We start from the raw sequence: 18818 nt of genomic DNA on the forward strand, positions 1-18818 counted from the left end.
CCGCCTGACAGGAGACTGAGCCCCCATGCCCACCCGTTCCCTGATTCCCTGCCTGCGTTATCAGGATGCGCCGGCCGCCATCGACTTCCTATGCGCCGCCTTCGGCTTCCAACGCCACGCCGTCTACGCCGACGACCAGGACCCCAGCCTCATCCACCACGCCCAGCTGACGCTGGGCGACGGCATGGTCATGCTGGGATCAGCCCGGCCCGGGCTGTCAACCGACGCCTATCGCTGGAAAACGGCGGCGGAGGCTGGGGGCGTCACGGCGTGCGTCTACATCATCGTCGACGACCTGGACGCCCACCACGATCGCGCCCGCGCCGCCGGGGCGGAGATCGTGACCCCGCCGCACGACAATGAAGGCTACCCCGGCCGCGGCTACCACGCCCGCGACCCGGAAGGAAACAGCTGGAGCTTCGGCACCTATGATCCTTGGGCGCCGCTTTGAGGACGGCGCTTTGATGACCAGCGGCGGGCGTATCCGGCCCGCCGCCTTACCTCTGCTTACAGCGCCTTCACCGCCGCCAGCACGGCGTCGACGTGGCCGGGCACCTTGACCTTGCGCCACACCTGGGCCACTTGGCCGTCCTTGTCGATCAGGAAGGTGGCGCGCTCGATGCCCATGTATTTGCGGCCGTACATGTTCTTTTCCACCCACACGCCATAGCGTTCGCACACGTCGCTGTCGGCGTCGGACGCTAGGGTGAAGGGCAGGTTGTACTTTTTCTTGAACTTGTCGTGGCTGGCCACGCTGTCCTTGGACACGCCGATGATGGTGGCGTCCACCTTTTCGAAATGCGGCAGGGATTCGCCGAAGCCGCAGGCTTCGGCCGTGCAGCCGGTGGTGTCGTCCTTGGGGTAGAAATACAGCACCACCGGACGGCCCTTCAGGGACGACAGGGTGACGCTGCCGCCCCCGTCGGTGGGCATGGTGAAATCCGGGGCGGGGGTTCCGACCTCAACGGCCATGGTGCTTTTCCTTCCTGGGTTCGGGCCTAGGTTTATGACGGTGCGCCGCTGATACGGCCCAGCCCGCCGGTTGGATCAGGCGGCCGGCGCCGGCAGGCGGCCGGCGGGTTCCTCCACCACCTTCTGGAAGAGGGCGTGGGCCTGCGCGGCCGCGGCCCGGATCTTTGCCTCCGCCGCGTCGAAGTCAAGGCCGTCGCCCACGGCTTCGGCCAGGGCCAGGCGCAGGGCCGGGGGCGCCTCGGCCACCTTAACCTCCCCCGCCACCGTCAGGCGCAGGAAGGCCTGCACCCGGCGCCACAGGCGGTGGATGTCGATCAGGGCGTCGGCGTCCGCCGCGTCCAGCAGCCCGGCGTCGCGCAGGCGGGTCAGGGCGCCGGTGGTGTTGGGGTCCAGGATGCCCGGATGATCGGCGGCATGCCGCAGGGTCAGATACTGCACCAGGAACTGGATGTCGACCATGCCGCCGCGCACATGCTTCACCGACCAGGGGTCCTTGGTGTGGTGCTCCCGGTCCACACGGGCGCGCATGTCGGCCACGTCGGCCAGCAGCTTGTCCGGATCCCGGCGCTGCACCAGCACGGCGCGGATGGCCTCGGTCAGCTGCGCCCGCAGGGCCGGCGGGCCGGTCAGCACCCGGGCGCGGGTCAGCGCCATGTGTTCCCAAGTCCAGGCGCTTTCCCGCTGATACCGGATGAAGGCGTCCAGGCTGACGGCCAGCGGCCCCTTGTTGCCCGAGGGCCGCAGCCGCATGTCGACCTCATACAGCGCGCCCTCCGCCGTGGGGGCGGTGATGGCGTTGATCAGGCGCTGGGTCAGGCGGATGTAATACTCGCTGGGCGACAGCGGCTTGGGCCCATTGGATTGGTCGGCCCCATCCGGCACCTGATAGACCGTGATCAGGTCCAGGTCCGACCCCAGCGACAGCGAGCCGGCGCCCAGGCGGCCCATGCCCAGGATGGCCATGCCGGCACCCCCATCCGTTCCGGTTTCGAAACAGCCATGGCGGGGCCTGTACTCGATCTCCACCCGCTCATGCAGGACGGCCAGGGCGGTTTCCGCCACGTCCGTCAGGAAGGGGCCGCACCGGTCGCCATCGGTCAGGTGGCGCAGGATCTGGATGCCGGCGCGCAGGCGCTGGTCGCTGGTCCAGCGCCGCGTCAGGTCCAGCACCTCTTCGAAGTGGTGGGCGTCGGCCAGCAGGCGGAACAGGCCCTGGCGCAATTCCTGGGCATCGGGCAAATGGTCGAAGAAGCCGGGGGTCAGCACGGCGTCCAGCTGCGACGGGCGGCGGGACAGGCTGTCGGCCAGGCGCGGCGCCGTGCCCATGATCAGGGCCACCAGCTCCAGCAGCTTGGGGTTGGCGTAGAACAGGCTGAACAGCTGCACACCGGCGGGCAGGCGGTTCAGGAACTCATCGAACTTCAGGAAGGCCTGGTCCGGCTGGGCCGTGCCGCCCAGGGCCGCCAGCAGGCTGGGCACCAGTTCCGTCAGCAGCTCGCGCGCCCGGGTGCTGCGGGTGGCGCGGTAACGGCCATGGTGCCAGGCGCGGATTTGCGCCGCCACGGCGGAAGGGTTTTGGAACCCCAGGCCCCGCAGGGTGGTGATGGTGTCGGGGTCGTCCTCCGTCCCGGTGAAGACCAGGTTGCCAGGACCGGACAGGGGCGGGGCCTCCTCGAACAGGGCGGCGTAGCGGTCCTCCACCCGGCCCAGGGTGGCCAGCAGCTCGGTACGGAAGGCATCCGGATCGGCATAGCCCAGGAAGGTGGCGACGGCCGCCACCCCTTTGTCGTCCACCGGCAGCTTGTGGGTCTGCTGGTCGTCCACCATCTGCACCCGGTGCTCCACCCGGCGCAGGAAGCGGTAGGCGGCCTTCAGATCCTCCGCCGCGTCCTCGCCCACCCGGCCGGCGGCCACCAAGGCGTCCAGCGCCATCATGGTGGCGGGGGTACGCAGGTGGGCGTCGCGCCCGCCATAGATCAGCTGCTGGGTCTGGGCGAAGAACTCGATCTCGCGGATGCCGCCCCGGCCCAGCTTGATGTCGTGGCCGTTCACCGCCTTGTCGCGATGGCCCTTGTGGGCCCCGATCTGGCGCTTGATGGAATGGATGTCCTGGATGGCGGCGAAGTCCAGGTTGCGGCGCCAGACGAAATGGCGGATCAGGCTCATGAAGTCCTGGCCGGCCTTGCGGTCGCCCGCCACCGGCCGCGCCTTGATCATGGCCGCCCGCTCCCAGTTCTGGCCTAAGCTGCCGTAATAGGCCTCCGCCGCGGAGACGGAGACGGCCAGGGGCGTGGCGCCGGGATCGGGGCGCAGGCGCAGGTCGGTGCGGAAGACGTAACCGTCCACCGTCCGCTCCTCCATGATGCGCACCAGGTCGCGGGCCAGGCGCACGAAGGTGCGTGTCATCTCATCCGGGTCGCGGGCCTGCACCACGCCGTCGTCGTAAAGGACGATCAGGTCGATGTCGCTGGAGTAGTTCAGCTCCAGCGCCCCGAACTTGCCCATGGCCAGCACGATCAGGCCGCTGCCGGCCTCTGGATCGTTCTCGGCGTCGGGCAGTCGGATGTCCCCCTTGGCAGCCAACTGGCGCAACAGGTGGCGCGCGGTCAGCCGCAACGCCGCCTCCGCCAACTGGCTCAGCGCGCCGGTCACCTGCTCCAGCGTCCATGCCTCCGCGATGTCGGCGGCGGCGATCAGCAGGGCGGCGCGGCGCTTGGCCACGCGCAGGGCCTTCATCAGACGGTCGGTGGTGGTCGGCCCGCCGACATCACCCCACAGCCCTTCCAGCATGTCCATGAAGGCGGCGTCGAAACCGGCGGTGGCCACCTGTCGGAAGAAGGACTGTTCCTTCAGCAAGGCCTGTCCCAGGAAGGGGCTGTTGCCCAAAATGGCCCGCAGCAGGGCGCCACCCGCCTCGTCGGCCGCGTAGGTCCGGGCGAATTCCGCCAGATCCGCGTCGCCGGACTCCTCCGCCCGGCGCTGCCAGGACTCCAGCCCGCGGGCCAGAAGTTCGGTATCTGCCGCTTGGGGTAGGGATTTCGCATTGAACATGGATGTCTGACCGGGCTATGCCAGGAAACGGGTCTTGCCCCCGTGTAAACCTGTCCATCGTGACCCTATGTTGCTGGGACTGGACAAGAGATGGGGCGGGGCCCCGTTCGCTGTTCGCCGTTTCGCGGTTGTGGGTTCCCCGGGCAGAGTGCCCAAGGGCCCGCAACGCGGTCAAGCCATGCCGGAAGTCTGAGCCTTTGCCCCGTCCGATCCCGCCCATCCCCCCCGCCGAGGCGCCTTCCGAGGTGTCGACCGGGACGCAGGCGTCCGGCCTCGAGGGTGGCGGCGAACAGGCGATGGGGCTGCGCGTGCCTGGCCGGCGTCCCGCCGGGCCCACCGAACCGCCGCCGCCCAAGTCGCCGCGCAGGGCGCGCAAGCGCCGGGGCGTTATCGGCCACACGGCCCTGGTCGTCCTGGAACTGGCGGCGGGCCTGCTGCTGGTGGCCCTGGTCACGGTAGGCCTGCTGACCTGGCGGCTCAGCCGGGGGCCCATGCCCATCTCCTGGTTCGCGCCCTATCTTGAGCAGGCGGTGAATTCCGGCGGCCCCGTCCACATCTCCGTGCACAAGGTGATGCTGGCCAGGGCGGTCAAGGGCGCCACGGTGGAGATCCTGGCCGACGACGTGGTGCTGACCGGCACGGGCGGCGCCACGGTGGCGACGCTGCCGGAGTTCCGCGTGGCCTTGTCGGTGCCGGCCCTGCTGCACGGCCGCCTGGCGCCCACCCGCATCGTCCTGGTCCGGCCCCGTCTGAACGCCATCCGCGAGGTGGACGGCCGGTTCCGCCTGGCGTTGATGTCGGATGACGACACCGACGACGGCAACGACTTCATGGCGGATCTGATCAGCGCCCTGAAACGGCCGCCGGATCCGCTGGAACCCTTGGGCGCCTTGACCAAGCTGGTGGTGTCCGAGGCGCGGCTGTCGGTGGACAACCGCCAGCTGGGCCTGGTGTGGTCCGCCCCCCGGGCCGACATTTTCCTGACCCGTGACCGCCGGGGCATCACCGGCAACGCCCAGCTGGTGGTGGACCTGGGCGGGCACATGACGCAGGTGGCGGCCGACCTGGGCTATCGCCTAGCCGATGGCACCGTCAGCGCCGTGGCCCATTTCTCCGGCGTCAGCCCGGCGGATCTGGCGCGCGTCACCCGCGCGTCCGACGGCGTGCTGGCGGCGGTGGGCGGCATCGACATGCCCCTGGCCGGCACGGTGACGCTGGACCTCGCCTCCGACTTCTCCCCCCGCATCTTCGACGTGGCGCTCAGCGGCACCGCCGGCACGGTCACCCTGCCGGGCCGGCTGAAGGCGCCGCTGGCCGTGGCCAACCTGGACCTGCAGGCGCGGCTGGAGCCGGGGGGCCTGACCCTCAATCACCTGAACCTGACATTGCCCGGGGCCAACGGCGCCGCCCCCGGATCCACGGTCACACTGACGGGCAGGGGGGTGAAGCGGGACGACGGCAGCTATCGCGTGACCCTGGCCACCGAAGTCAAGTCCGTGCCGCTGAACGCGCTGGATGCGCTGTGGCCCCTGGACGCTCTGCCCAAGCCGCGCGCCTGGATCATGCAGAACCTGTCGGACGGCGCCTTCGACAAGGTCACCTTCAATTTGGAGGGCAGCGCCCCGGCCGACCTGTCGGACATGGTGCCCAGCCGGATGACGGCTAATTTCGCCTTTTCCGGCGCCACCGTGAACTACATGGACGGCCTGCCCAAGGTGAAGGATGTGGGCGGCACCGCCACCTTCGACGGTGGGCACCTGGGCATCGAGCTGACGCAGGGCCGTCTGCTGGACCTGGCGCTGGGCACCTCCCGCCTGGACATCACCGGCCTGGACAAGACGGCGCAGAAGATGGAAATGACGCTGCCGGTCAGCGGCCCCATCTCCTCCGCGCTCACCGTCATCGACACCCCGCCCCTGGGCTACGCCAGGAAGGTGGGCCTGGTGCCGGCCACGGTGGCGGGCACGGCCGACATGACCTTGCGCTTCGACTTCCCGCTGGTCGCCACCCTGAAGATGGACCAGGTGAAGCTGGGCGTGCAGGCGCACCTGAAGAACGTCGCGGCCGACGGCATCGTCGCCGACATCAAGGCGTCGGACGGGGACCTGAACCTGGTGCTGGACAACAAGGGCATGGACACCAACGGCACCGCCCGCCTGAACGGCATGCCGGCCCGCATCCTGTGGCGCGAGAATTTCCCGGCGGAGGCGCCCATCGGCACCCGTGTCGCCCTGCTGGCCACCGCCACCGACCGCGACCGCCAGCTGTTCCACCTGGACTTCCCCGACTGGGTGCGCGGCCCCGTGGGCGTCAGCATGGTCTATACCCGCGACGCCCAGCATCAGGAGACCATCCTGGCCGATCTGGACCTGACCAAGTCCGCTTTGGCCGTGTCCCTGATGGACTGGCGTAAGGTGACGGGCGTGCCGGCGTCCGGCCACGTCGAGGTGGGCTTCGACCAGGGCCGTCCCCTGCATGTCACCCGCTTCCAGCTGAAGTCGGATGGGATGGAGGCGTCAGGCAGTATGGACCTGAAGCACGACTTCTCCATCGGTCACATCGCGGTGGACCGCTATCGCCAGGGCCGCACCGACGCCGCCATGACGGTGGACGTGGACGATGCCGGCGGCATGCGCATCAAGGCGGCCGGCCCGTCCATGGACGCTCGGCCCTTCCGCCGCTCCGCCAGCGGCGGCGGCAACGGCCGGCCCTTGACGGAGGCGGAGCTCAAGGCGCTGGACGCCCGGCCGCCGCTGGACATCGACTTCAACTTCGACAAGGTGGTGACGGCCAACGGCGGGCGCGAGATCGGCGCCAGCAAGGGCCAGTTCGCCCGCCGGGGCCGCAGCTGGCGCTCCGTCGTGCTGGACACGCGGGTCGGCAAGGATAACGCCGGCCACCTCGCCCTGCGCTATGTGCCCGACGGCAACGCCATGGCGCTGACCATCACCTCCGACGACGCGGGTGCGGCCCTGCAGCAGCTGGACGTGCTGGACCATCTGCGCGGCGGCAAGCTGGTGGTGAAGGGCCACAGCACGCCTGGCGACCCGCATGAGGTGGTGGACGGCACCCTGGACGTCACCGACTACCAGGTGGTGGAGGCGCCGGTGATGGCGCGCCTGCTGTCGGCCGCCAGCTTTCAGGGCTTCTCCGACTTCATGAGCGGCGCCCCCATCACCTTCAGCAAGCTGGAAGGCGGTTTCCACTGGACCGACACCGGCGTCAGCTTCCACGACGTACGCACCTCGGGTGCGGCCATCGGCCTGACCATGGAAGGGGAGATCAACCTCAGCCGCGGCATGGCCGATCTTCAGGGTACCATCGTGCCCTTCAGCACCTTCAACAAGCTGCTGGGCGCCATCCCCATCGTCGGTGACCTCCTGACGGGGGGCGAGGGGCAGGGCCTGCTATCCGCGACATACCGGGTGAAGGGCCCGCTGGACGACCTGGACGTGTCGGTCAACCCCCTGGCCGTCCTGGCCCCCGGCTTCCTGCGCAACCTGTTCTTCCTGTCCCCTACGGACGAAGATGGCAAGCCGGAGGCCAGGCCCGCCCCCCGGAAAGGCTCGGGCAAGGCCGGCGGCGGGACTTCCGCCGGCGGTGAAGGGCCGAAGTAACGGCCCTCGTGCCCGATTGACGGCCTGTGCATGGCCAAGTTGCCAGGCTCGCCCGCCCATCCCCGGGGTCGACGGGGCCGTTCGTCCGCCCTTTCCGACCCTGAATGGTTTGCCATCGCAACGCTTTCCCGGCGGGTCTGAATCGCGCGATAGTCGCGAAGTTTCAATGCATTAGTGTTTTTGGTCGCGACAATGCCCCTAAAGGTATTGCGTCGCTGGTCCATTAATCATATAAGTAAGATTACAAATAAGCCGCATGAATCAAAATCGGCGACAAGCGGGGAGGGAAATGCCATGTCGACAAATGGCATCAAAAGGCCTGGTGGCTTCCGGTGTGATGTCGGACGCACTTCGGATGGTCGACGCCTTTCAAGAGGGCTGATGGCCTTGTGGTCCGGTATTCCTCTCAGGTCGGTTTTCAATTTTCGCAAATGAAGGGCCGGACAGGCTCACGTCGGCGAAGGCTGCGTCGTAGCTGTCCCTGACAACTACGATAACAATATCGTTTGCGGAAATCCGCGGGCGATGTGAAGTAATTCTGCCTTCTATTCAAGAATATGAGAATAAATCGGGAGGGTAAAAAGTGGCTATGAACAAGATTCGGCGCCGGGGCCGTAAAGAGGGGCTTTATAAGTCTGTTTGCGCTGTTGCCATCGGCGCCGCTTTCAGCATGGCGGCCGGCACTGGGGTTCGCGCGGCGGAATTGGTTCCGGGCGCCAGTGCCGATGATGGGGGCGACCTGCAGGACATCGTCATCTCCGGCATTCGCAAGAGCATCGCCAGTGCCGCTGAGCGCAAGCGCGATGCCGACCTGATCATGGACTCGATCGCGCAGGAGGATTTGGGCAAGTTCCCCGACGCCAACGTGGCCGAGTCATTGCAGCGTGTGCCCGGTATTTCCATCGACCGCAGCAGCGGCGAGGGCCAGAAAGTCACGGTTCGCGGATTGGGTCCGCAATTCAATACCGTGCTGTTCAATGGCCGCACCTTGGCGAACGACAGCTATGGGCGGGATTTCTCCTTCGACCTGCTGCCGGCCGAATTGATCAGCGGGGCCGACACATACAAGACCTCCGTCGCGCGCGTTCAGGAAGGCGCCATCGGCGCCACCATCAACTTGCATACGGCCCGTCCCTTCGATCTGCCGGGGCCGCACGGCGTCGTCGCGCTCAAGGAGAATTTCGAGACGGCCGGCGATGACAAGCAACCGCAGGCGTTCGCGCTGCTCAGCGACACCTTCGCCCAGGACAAGCTGGGCGTGCTCGCCTCGGTGTCCTATCAAAAGCGCAGTCCTTCCATCAACAGCGTGACCAGCGACGGCTATCTGCCGAACGTCGCCGTCGGGCCCGCGTCCGCCCCGCTGTATCAGGACGTCTATGCGCCGCGAAACATCAACGTCAACAACTCCCTGGATCATCGTGAGCGGCTGGGCGCCACCCTGGTCGGCCAGTTCAAGCCCAACAGCGACCTGACCATCACGGTCGACGGCCTGTATGACCACTTCAAGGACGACGGTGACAACAAGTCCTTGGGATTGTGGTTCGAACCGTCCCAGTACACCGCCGCCGCCATCAACGCCAATCGCACCGTCACGTCGCTGACCACCGCCGGTCACGCCGACATGATCAACCAGTCGAGCATGCGCGACACCACCACGTATGAAGGCGGCCTCAACGCCGATTGGCAGGCCACCGACACGCTGCATGTGGTTCTGGATGCGACGGCGTCGCGGGCGCATAACGATGGCGCGGGCAAAAGTTTCTTCACCGTGACCGGCGTGCCCACGACCTACAGCTTCACCGAAGGGGCGGTGGGTGAGTTGCCGTCGGTTTACGGCTTCACGCCGGGTGCCACCACCAACACCAACGGCGCCTACACCCACCTGGCGCAGCGTTCCGGCAACGACGTGGTCGACCGGGTCACCGAAACCAAGCTCGACCTCGATTGGACGCCGGACTACGGCCTGTTTCACACCCTGCGCGGCGGGTTCGGCTACACCGACCGCAAGCGCACGACGTTCAGCGCCGGCACGCTGAACGTTAATTGCCTGTACTGCGGCTATCCCACCCTGACGCCGTCGTCGCTCTTGTCCACCTTCACCGTCAAGGGCCTGGGCGGCAACCTGCCGACGTCGTTCCTGGCCTACGACCCCAACGCCTACCTTGCCTATCTCAGCAGCCCGGCCGCGCTCGCGGCGCTGGACGCCGCCCAGAACCTGGCCCCCGGGACCTCGGCCGCCAACCTGCAATCGCAGTCGCAGGGCAATGGGTTCAATTCCGTGGCCAATCCGGCGGACTTCGTTCAGGAAAAGGTCTACGCGGCCTATGCCGAGACCGATTTCAAGGGCAATGTCTATGGTGTCGACTGGCTGCTGAACCTGGGCGCCCGCTACGTGGTCACGGACATGAGCGCCGGTTCCCAGTCACGCGCCCTGGTCGATCTGCTGCCGGTCACCAACGACCCAACCATCTACAACGCCGTCTATCAGAACAACGGCCAGTACGTGCCCGTCGCCGCGAGCCATCGCTATTATTCCTTCCTTCCGGACTTCAACCTGACGCTCAAGCCCACGTCGGACACGGTGGTGCGCCTGGCTGGATCGCAGACCCTGACGCGGCCCAACCTGGGGGATCTGCGCCCGGTCACGTCTTATGACGTCCTCCGTCCGGCGGACATGGAGCTGAGCGGCGGCAATCCGGACCTGAAACCCTACAAGTCCACCAATGTCGACATCTCGGTCGAATGGTATCCGACCCAGACGACCATGCTGTCCGGCGCCTTGTTCAACAAGGACATCAAGGACTACATCGTCACGACCATTGAGACCGAGACCGTCACCATCGCCAATTCCGGCAATCTGCCGGTGGGCGGCTTCATCACCGGTCCCCATACGGCCAGCTTCGCCGCCGCGCGTCCGCACAACCTTGGCAAGGTGAACGTGCAGGGGGCCGAGGTGAACCTGGTCCACACCTTCGACTGGATGCCCCATCCCTTCGATGGCTTCGGCGTGCAGATCAACGCCACCTTCGTGACCACCGACCGCACGTTCGGCAACATGTCGCCCAATGTCCGGTTCGCCATCGTCGGTCTCAGCAATTCCCAGAACGCCACGCTGTTCTATGAGAAATACGGACTGTCCGCCCGTATCGCCTACAACCACCGTGGCGGGTTCCTGTCATCGATTTCCCAAGGATATGGTGGCGAGCCGCTGTTCGTGATGCCCTATGGCCAGGTGGACACCAGCGTCTCTTACGAGATCATGGACGGTGTGCAGATCCTGTTCGAGGGAACGAACATCACCGACGAGAAATACGTGACGACCGCGCGCTACTCCAATCAGCTTCGCGGTTGGTATGACTATGGCGCCCGCTACGATATTGGCGTCCGCTACAAATTCTGAGGATCTTTCCATCCTTGCCCGGATGGCGGCGGGAATGCCGCCGCCATCCCTCAGCGGTCCTGTGGTTGCCAGGACCGCGAACCAGTAATAACGATCGGAGGAAGTTGCCGTGAAGCGCCGTTTGAAGGCTGAACGACGGGGATGGTTCAATCGGGTCGCGGCCCTGGCGTTGGCGGGGGCATGGGCCGCCGGGCCCCAGGCGACGGCGGCACCCGCGCCGTCGCATGAGGTGACCTTCGATTCCCACAGCTTCCTCATCGATGGAAAGCGCGTCTATCTCTGGTCCGGTGAATTCCATCCCTTCCGCCTGCCCAGCCCGGCCCTGTGGTCCGACGTCCTGCAAAAGATGAAGGCGGCCGGGTTCAACACGGTGTCGATTTACTTCTCCTGGGGCTATCACTCCCCGCGCGAGGGCGTTTACGACTTCACCGGCATCCGCGACATCGATCGCATGCTCGACGCGGCCCGCGATGCCGGCCTGTACGTCATCGCCCGCCCCAGCCCCTACATCAACGCCGAGGTGGACAGCGGCGGCCTGCCCCTGTGGCTGACGACGAAGAAGGTGAACAACCGCAGCGCCGATCCGGAGTATCTGCGCCATGCCGACGAGTGGCTGACCCAGGTCGACCGCATCATCGCCCGCCATCAACTGGTCGACGGGGGCGGCACGGTCATCGGCTATCAGGTGGAAAACGAATATTATCTGAATGGCGAGGACAACCGCACCTATATGGAGCATCTGAAGCAGAAGGCCCGGGCCGATGGCGTCCGCGTCCCTTTGCTCGGCAACCATGACGGCGCCTATGTCGAGGGCAAGGGGGCCATGGAGGTCAGCGGCTGGGACTTCTATCCGCAGGGCTTCGATTGCTCCAACCCCTCGGTCTGGAAGCCCGCGCCCGACATGGCGCGCAGCCGCAAGGAGGGGGAGCCCCTGTTCACCGCCGAGTTCCAGGGTGGTGCGTTCGACCCATGGGGCGGGCCCGGCTACGCCAAATGCGCGGAACTGATCAACGACAGTTTCGCCAACGTCTTTTACAAATCCAATATCGCGGCGGGCGCCACCGGCCAGAACTTCTACATGCTCTACGGCGGCACCTCCTGGGGGTGGCAGGCGATCCCGCAAAACTACACGTCCTACGACTATGGGGCGGCCATCACCGAATCCCGACAGTTCGAGGGGAAATATTACGAGGACAAGCGTATCGGCTATTTCGTGACGACGACGGCGCCCCTGGCCCGGACGGACCCCATGCCGTCGGCTTGGCTGGAAGATCGCGGCCTGGTCGACATCGCCCGCGTCAATCCCGAGACGGGGACGCAATTCCACCTGATCCGGCATGCGGATTCGACCTCCACGGCCCAATCGTCGGCCCGCTTCGCCGTGACCGTGGATGGACAAGGCATCACCGTTCCCCAAAAGGTGGGGACGGCCCTGGCCATCAATGGGCGCCAGGCGAAGATGATCGTCGTGGGGTATCCCTTCGGCGCCCAGCACCTGCGTTATTCCACCTCGGAGGTCATGACCGCCGCCACCATCGGCGGCCGGGACTTCCTGGTCCTGTACGGGGACCGGGGAACCGCGGGCGAGGCCAGTTTCCGCGTCCCGGCGAACGCCCAGGCGCGGGTCGTGCGCGGGGCGGTCCACAGCGAGATCAAGGACGGCCAACTGTCATTGGACTACACCCATGACGACTTGGCGGAGGTGGTGGTCACCGGTGGGGACCGGCCGCTGGTCATCCTGCTGGCGGATCGCCAGGCCACGGAACGGATTTGGCGGACGGAGACCGCCGCCGGCCCCGTGCTGATGGTCGGATCGCACTTGCTGCGCTCGGCCGCGATCAACGGCAAGACCTTGGCGCTGGCCGGTGATTCCGACACCGACAAGGACGCCATCGTGTTCGGCCCCGGCGCCGTCGCCGTCACCTGGAACGGGGCGTCCATCCCGATCACGCCGTCCGGCGTGGAAGACGGCGCCTTGGCGGTCACCCTGCCGACGCCGGTGCCCGTGGCCCTGCCGGCGCTCAAGGACTGGCAGGCGCGCGATGGTGCCCCGGAAATCGCGCCCGGCTTTGACGACCACACATGGCGTGTCGCGGATCTGACGACGTCCAACAGCATCACCAACCCGCTGTCCCACCCCGTGCTGCTGGCGGATGATTACGGCTTCCACACCGGCAACACCTGGTACCGGGGGCATTTCTCCGGCGCCGGTGCCGATGTGCCGCGCGGCCTGCGCCTGCGGGTGTTGAGCGGGGCCACCGGCGGCGCCTTCTCCGCCTGGCTGAACGGCCACTTCCTGGGCAGCGTGCGGCGCGGGGACGACGGCACCTTCCCCTTCCCCCAGGGCTGGATCGAAAAGGGCGACAACGTCGTCTCCGTCCTGACCGTCAACATGGGGCACGAGGAGGACTACCAGAGCCGCAACGAGAACCGGACCGGCCGGGGCATCGCCTACGCCGCGGCGTTGGGCGCCTCCGACCACGCCATTTCCTGGCGCATCCAGGGCCACGCCGGGGCCGAGGCGGCGATGGACCCGGTGCGCGGCCCCTATAACGAGGGCGGCCTGTTCGGCGAGCGTGAGGGCTGGCATCTCAAGCCCGGCGCCTTGCCCCAGGGCAAGCCGGTCACCCTGCCGGCCAGCGGGCAGGCGCCGGGCGTGACCTGGTATCGCACCCATGTGGCGCTGTCCTTGCCCAAGGACCAGGATACATCGCTGGGGGTGGAGTTTCGCGATCCGCCAGACGGGCACTATCGCGCGCTCCTGTTCGTGAACGGTTGGCAGATGGGCCAGTACGTTTCCGATATCGGACCGCAGCGCAGCTTCCCCATTCCCAACGGCGTGCTGCTGCCCCAGGGCGACAACACCATCGACATCGCCGTCTGGAAGACGGAAGAGGGGCCGGGCGGGTTAGGTGAGGTTTCCCTGGTCAATTACGGAAGCTACAAATCCAGCCTGGGGGCGCCGTCCAGCCGGCGGTGATCCGGGAATGGTGGCGGGCCTATCCGCGCCCGCCGCCGTTCGACCCCAAAAGAGGATGGCCAAGAATGAGGGAGGCCATGACCGAAGGCCCATCTGGGACAAGCGAAAATGACGCCATCCGTCGCGTCGTCGTCGTCGGGGGCGGCAGCGCCGGGTGGATCGCCGCCGCCCGTATCGCCGCCCGCAATGCGGACCCCGAGGGCGATTCCGGGGGCGACGGCGTCACGGTGGTGTTGGTGGAGTCGCCGACGGAGCCGTCGATCGGCGTGGGCGAGGGCACCTGGCCCACCATGCGCAACACCCTGGCGAAGATCCGGCTGTCGGAGACGGATTTCATCCGCAGCGCCGACGCCGTGTTCAAACAGGGCGCCCGGTTCGTCGGTTGGACCTGGGGGGGCGATGACGCCTATTACCACCCCCTGAATCCCCCGGTGGGGGCGGGCGAGGTGAACCTGTCGCCCCATTGGGAGGAAAGGGCCGCGACGGGACCATCGGCCGGGGACTTCGCCCACAGCGTCGATTTTCAGGGGGCGCTGTGCGACGCGGGGTTGGCGCCCAAGGCCATCACCCATCCCGAATTCGCCGGGCTGGCCAACTACGCCTATCACCTGGATGCGGGCAAGTTCGCGACGCTGCTGCGCGACCACGCCGTGGGCCGCTTGGGCGTGCGGCACGTCGTGGGCGACGTCGTGGCCGCCGACCGGACAGCGGAGGGGGATATCCAGTCGCTGCGCCTGGCGGACGGAACGATGATCCAGGGCGACCTGTTCGTGGACTGCACCGGTTTCAAAGGGGTGCTGATCGACCGCGTCTACAGGGTTCCGCTGAAAAGCTGCCGCCAATACCTGTTCGCCGACAAGGCGCTGGCCCTTCAGATTCCCTATTCCGTCGAGGATGCCCCCATCGCCTGCCACACCGTGGCGACGGCCCAGACCGCCGGCTGGATCTGGGACATCGGTCTGTGGAGCCGGCGCGGCGTCGGCTATGTCCATTCCAGCGCCCACACCTCGGCCGACCAGGCGGAGGCAACCTTGCGCGCCTATGCGGGGCCCGGCGCGGAGGCGCTGTCCGTGCGCAGCATCGACATCAATGCGGGCCACCGTGAGACCTTCTGGATCAACAACTGTGTCGCCGTGGGACTTTCCGCCGGGTTCATCGAGCCGCTGGAGGCGTCGGCGCTGATGCTGATCGAACTGTCCATGGACACGATCGCGGATCGGCTGCCGGCCACCCGGCGGGCCATGGACCTCATCGCCCGGCAGTTCAACGCCGACTTTCATCACCACTGGGCGCGGGTGATCGAGTTCCTGAAGCTGCACTACATCCTGACCCGCCGGCCGGAGCCCTTCTGGCAAGACAACCTTGATCCCGCCTCGTTCCCTGACGGTCTCAGCGAACGGCTGGAATTGTGGCGCCATCACCCGCCTTGCGCGGCGGATTTCCCCCGCCATCGCGAGGTGTTTTCCTGGCCCAGCTATCAGTATGTGCTGCACGGCATGGGCTTCCCCACCCGGTATGCCGGGCATCCGACGCTGGGGCCGGAACGCAGGGCCGCCGCGCGGCTGTTCGCGCGGGCGGCGGCCCAGCGCTCGGACGCGATGGCCCGTTTGCCGCCCCACCGAAGCCTTATCCGGGCCATACGCCAACATGGATTGCAGCGCCTATGACGCGGTATCGCCCTCTCGACCCCACCCGGCACGGGACGGTCCAAATGCGCCCCACGGCGGACGCGCGCGCGATGCGGTACGCCTGGGTCGGTTTGTCCGAAGTCCCCCTCGCGTCCGCCGACTTCCCGTTGTGCGTCGCCAAGGATGGCGAGACCGGCCGGTTCACCCTGGTGGCGCTTCTCAGCCTGGACCAGCCACGGAACCTCTATTGGCGGGACGGCGGGTGGCGATGCACCTACGTGCCCGACGCGGTGATGGCGGAGGGCTTCCGCCTGGATGCCGGCAGCGCCTTGGGTCTGCTCGTTGACGAGGACAGCGACCGGTTCGCCGCGCCCGGACAGCCCTTGTTCGGGACGGATGGGGCGCCAACAGCGGCGGTCGAAGCCATGCGCGTCCGGTTGCGGCGTCTGGTGGCCGACCTCAACGCCGCCCACGACATGGTGGATGGTTTCGTCCAACTGGATTTGGTCAGGGCGCTTGAGGTCGTGTTGCGCCTGCCCAATGGTGCCGAGCATGAGGTGAGCGGGCTCTATACCCTGTCGCCGTCCGCCTTGGCGGAACTGCCGGACCCCATGGTGGTGGATTTGTTCCGAAAGGGGCACTTGGCGGCGGCCACGCTGATCGCGGCCTCGGTGAACCAGATGGAGCGGCTGCTTCAGCTGCGTGGCGCCGAACAAGGGGACGGGGGGCGTCCGGACCTTCATATCCGCTTGGTGGATCACACCTCCCGCCCGTAAGGCGCGTAAAAGTGGCGGGCTCGCAGCGCCGGATGCTATCCTTTGCCCCCTAGGTGTGGGCGGGATGGCCCGGAATTGGGGGGCATATGCTTGGTGGCGTGGCGGCCTTGGTCCGCCCTCATGACCCGGCCGAACTGGACCGGGCCCTTCTGGAAAAGCGGCGCCTGCATCTGCGCACCAATCAGGCGGATGTCTTCGCCCGGCTGCTGCCCTGGTCGCTGATCAACGCCCAGGTGACGCTGACGGGGTTGCACAATGGGCGCCTGCGCCTGGTCCGCGTCGGCCAGGATCTGCCCTATGAAACGGTGGTGGGCCGCAGCAAGGCGGGCGTGCTGGCCCTCAAAGCCGCCGCCTTGCAGGAGCAGATCAATCAGGGTCTCAGCCTCGCCTTGAACCACCTGCACCATGTCTCCCCCCGCATCGCCGCCCTGGTCGCGGTGGTGGAGCGGCGCTATCGCGTGCGGGGAGGCGCCAACGCCTATGTCAGCTTCCAGCGCGACGGCGCCTTGGGGCCCCACTGGGACAACCACGACGTCATCATCCTGCAGATATCGGGGGAGAAGCGCTGGCACTGCCATGGCGCTCGCGCCGTCCATCCCCTGGTCAGCCGCAGCTATCCCACCGTGGCGGAGGCGGGGCCGATGGAGTGGGAGGACACCTTGCGCCCCGGGGACCTGCTGTACATCCCGCGTGGCGACATCCACTGGGCGGCGGTGGCGGAGGGCGGCCATTCCGTCCACCTGACCATCAACCTGGGCGGCCTGCGGGCCCGCGACATGCTGCGGGCCTTGGCCGGGCGGCTGGAGGGGGACGAGGCCGCTTTCCGGGAAGAGGTCATGGCCGTGGCGGACGGGGCGGCGACGCGCCGGCAGCTGTCCGCACAGGCCGACCTACTGCGGGGCGCCCTTGAACAGCCGGACGTGGCGGCGCTGTTCACCCAGCTGGATGGGGAGCGGGAGGCGTTCCAGCCCATGAACCTGGGCCTGGATCACACCCTGTCGGACACCACGGAGATCCATCCCGCCGCGCGTGGTCCGGGGCCGGTTCCATCCAAACTGCCGCCGGATCAGCGGCGGGTGCTGACGCAGTTGCTGGCCACGGACGGCGCCCGACTGGGGGAGCTAAAGCCGGCCCTCGCGGATATGGAGGGTGGTGCCGTGGCGCAGGCGGTGGCCGGCTTGGCCCGAGTTGGCCAGGTCTGGCTGTTCGACGACTGAGCCTCAGCGTCCGCCCTTCGCGTCCCGGATCATGTTGCGGGCGATGACCAGCTGCTGGATCTGGCTGGTGCCCTCATAGATGCGGAACAGGCGGACGTCGCGGTAGAAGCGCTCCACCCCGTAGTCGGCCATATAACCGGCGCCGCCGTGGATCTGCACGGCGCGGTCGGCCACACGCCCCACCATCTCGGAACAGAACAGCTTGGTGCAGGCGGCCTCCGTGCCCACGTCGCGGCCGGCGTCCCGCTGGCGGGCGGTCTCCAGCACCATGCAGCGGGCGGCATAGGCCTCCGTCCGGCTGTCGGCCAGCATGGCCTGCACCAGCTGGAATTCGGCGATGGGCTGGCCGAACTGCTGGCGGTCCAGGGCATAGGCCAGGCTGTCGCGGATCAGGCGCTCGGCCACGCCCACGCAGACGGCGCCGATGTGCAGGCGCCCCCTGTCCAGCACTTTCATGGCGGTGCGGAAGCCCTGGCCCTCGCGCCCGCCGATGATGTTGGCCGCCGGCACCCGTGCGTCCTGGAACACCACGTCGGCGGTATGGCTGCCCTTCTGCCCCATCTTGCGGTTCGCCGGGCCGACGCTGACGCCCGGCGTGCCGGCCTCCACCAGGAACGCGGTGACGCCCTTGGCGTCGCGGCTGGCGGGGTCGGTGCGGGCGAAGACGGTGAATAGGCCGGCATGCGGCGCGTTGGTGATGAAGCGCTTGGTGCCGTTCAGCACATAATGGTCGCCGTCGCGCCGGGCGCTGGTGCGCAAGGAACCGGCGTCCGATCCCGCCTCCGGTTCCGTCAGGGCGAAGGCGCTGATCAGGTCGCCGGCCGCCAGCCGGGGCAAGTAATGGCGCTTCTGTTCCTCCGTCCCGTCGATGACCAGCCCTTGCGAGCCGATGCCGTTATTGGTGCCGATGAGGGAGCGGAAGGCCGGCGAGGTCTGGCCTAGTTCGAAGGCCACCTGCACCTCTTCCGCCATGGTCAGGCCCAGGCCACCGTACTCTTCCGGGATGGACAGGCCGAATAGGCCGAGATCCCGCATCTCGTCCACGATATGTGGCGGGATGGCGTCATCCTCCGCCACCTGGTGTTCCAGGGGCACCAGCCGGTCGCGCACGAACCGGCTCACGGTGTCCAGCAGCTGGCTCAGCGTCTCTTGATCCAAGGCCATCGCAATCGCCCCC

General features: G+C 67.5%; 10 protein-coding genes. 7 read left to right on the forward strand and 3 right to left on the reverse strand.

Features of this window, described 5'->3' with window-relative positions; genetic code table 11:
* The first annotated feature begins 25 nt into the window (after positions 1-25).
* Entirely contained in the window at positions 26-451 is a 426-nt protein-coding gene (locus UAA55_RS13990) for a VOC family protein (protein WP_322953476.1), read from the forward strand.
* 56 nt (positions 452-507) lie between these two features.
* On the opposite strand, the gene bcp is transcribed toward UAA55_RS13990, so the two are convergent.
* Together bcp and UAA55_RS14000 are read right to left on the reverse strand one after the other, a co-directional pair.
* The gene (gene bcp, locus UAA55_RS13995; RefSeq protein WP_322953477.1) at positions 508-972 is read right to left on the reverse strand and encodes a thioredoxin-dependent thiol peroxidase; all 465 of its coding nucleotides are present in this window, start codon (positions 970-972) and stop codon (positions 508-510) included.
* A gap of 75 nt (positions 973-1047) precedes the next feature.
* The gene (locus UAA55_RS14000) at positions 1048-4023 is read right to left on the reverse strand and encodes a bifunctional [glutamine synthetase] adenylyltransferase/[glutamine synthetase]-adenylyl-L-tyrosine phosphorylase (protein WP_322953478.1); all 2976 of its coding nucleotides are present in this window, start codon (positions 4021-4023) and stop codon (positions 1048-1050) included.
* A 245-nt stretch (positions 4024-4268) separates the two neighbouring features.
* Here UAA55_RS14000 and UAA55_RS14005 point away from each other — a divergent pair, with 245 nt between their 5' ends.
* The 6 genes from UAA55_RS14005 to UAA55_RS14030 all read left to right on the forward strand — a co-directional run bounded on the left by UAA55_RS14005 (position 4269) and on the right by UAA55_RS14030 (position 17641).
* Positions 4269-7640, forward strand: a complete 3372-nt coding sequence (locus UAA55_RS14005; protein ID WP_322953479.1) for a YhdP family protein — start codon at positions 4269-4271, stop codon at positions 7638-7640.
* A 670-nt stretch (positions 7641-8310) separates the two neighbouring features.
* Positions 8311-11040 carry a TonB-dependent receptor gene (locus tag UAA55_RS14010; protein WP_322953480.1) on the forward strand — a complete coding sequence of 910 codons (2730 nt, stop codon included), beginning with the start codon at positions 8311-8313 and terminating at the stop codon, positions 11038-11040.
* 109 nt (positions 11041-11149) lie between these two features.
* Positions 11150-14020, forward strand: a complete 2871-nt coding sequence (locus UAA55_RS14015) for a beta-galactosidase (RefSeq protein WP_322953481.1) — start codon at positions 11150-11152, stop codon at positions 14018-14020.
* A 65-nt stretch (positions 14021-14085) separates the two neighbouring features.
* Positions 14086-15687 carry a tryptophan halogenase family protein gene (locus tag UAA55_RS14020; RefSeq protein ID WP_322953482.1) on the forward strand — a complete coding sequence of 534 codons (1602 nt, stop codon included), beginning with the start codon at positions 14086-14088 and terminating at the stop codon, positions 15685-15687.
* Positions 15684-16424 (forward strand): SapC family protein, encoded by a 741-nt coding sequence (locus tag UAA55_RS14025; RefSeq protein ID WP_322953483.1) that lies wholly within the window; start codon positions 15684-15686, stop codon positions 16422-16424. The genes UAA55_RS14020 and UAA55_RS14025 overlap by 4 nt, the downstream gene beginning before the upstream one ends.
* A gap of 107 nt (positions 16425-16531) precedes the next feature.
* On the forward strand, positions 16532-17641 hold the full coding sequence (locus UAA55_RS14030) for a JmjC domain-containing protein (protein ID WP_322953484.1): 1110 nt from the start codon (positions 16532-16534) through the stop codon (positions 17639-17641).
* Between the two features lie 3 nt (positions 17642-17644).
* Here the strand turns inward: UAA55_RS14030 and UAA55_RS14035 are convergent, their stop codons facing one another.
* Positions 17645-18805: an acyl-CoA dehydrogenase family protein gene (locus UAA55_RS14035; RefSeq protein ID WP_322953485.1), complete on the reverse strand. Its 1161-nt coding sequence runs from the start codon at positions 18803-18805 to the stop codon at positions 17645-17647.
* Positions 18806-18818: the final 13 nt, after the last annotated feature.

It is taken from the genome of Nitrospirillum guanabarense (assembly GCF_034653355.1).
Taxonomy (GTDB): domain Bacteria; phylum Pseudomonadota; class Alphaproteobacteria; order Azospirillales; family Azospirillaceae; genus Nitrospirillum.